The organism is Endozoicomonas atrinae, assembly GCF_001647025.1.
GTDB classification, from domain to species: Bacteria; Pseudomonadota; Gammaproteobacteria; order Pseudomonadales; family Endozoicomonadaceae; genus Endozoicomonas; species Endozoicomonas atrinae.
Window position 1 is genome coordinate 1 of the sequence record NZ_LUKQ02000696.1, and the last position, 693, is coordinate 693.

Genomic DNA, 693 nt, shown 5'->3' on the forward strand with positions numbered 1-693 from the left:
GATGAGAGGGGCAGGCTTAAGCATTTAGAGATCAAAAATCAGCGACTATATCTGTAATCCGGTGGAAATAGAACTTGGCTAAAGTTAATCGCTAAATGCAAATGAGAATACTCGTGCGTAAGCCCTGGTACATAGGCCGAGTGATGTGGGTGGGGTCATTGGTTTGACAGAATTCACTATACAGCAAGAAGGTGGACTTGATGGTGTCGTTGCTACTGGAAAACCAGCTGAATATAAAGCAGAAAATAGTGCTGGTTTCGGCAATGAAATAGAACGGTTATTTACCAGAATGGAAGGAGATTTGGATGAATTGAAGAATTCATTTACACGATTATGCACATCGGAGGGTGAGCATAAAGCGAGTTATGTGGAAGGGGTTATTGATTTGGCAAAATCGACAGCGTCCACCTTGGATAATTTCAATTTAATAATAAGCTCTATTGATAGTAAGGATAGTAATAAAGAAAATATAAAATTTGAGCCTGTAAATAATTCTGTGTAAACGCCACCAAAACTATTACTCCTTGAACCGGTCAGGAAACATAATTTCAAACCGGTTCATGGCTGCTTTCCAGTTCCTGATCGGCATGGTCCATTTCTCGGAAGCTTTTTCCATGGCCAGATAGATTACCTTCATGACTGACTCATCAGTCCGAAAAATCTTCCGGTTCTTGATCGCCTTACGAATGACGC

Annotated in this window: 1 protein-coding gene and 1 pseudogene; one reads left to right on the top strand and one right to left on the bottom strand. The window is 40.7% G+C overall.

Annotated elements, in window-relative coordinates:
- Positions 1 to 145: 145 nt before the first annotated feature.
- On the top strand, positions 146 to 502 hold the full coding sequence (locus AK963_RS30115) for a hypothetical protein (protein WP_066018848.1): 357 nt from the start codon (positions 146 to 148) through the stop codon (positions 500 to 502).
- Between the two features lie 15 nt (positions 503 to 517).
- Here the strand turns inward: AK963_RS30115 and AK963_RS36360 are convergent.
- Positions 518 to 693: pseudogene (locus AK963_RS36360) on the bottom strand (IS256 family transposase); the annotation flags it as partial.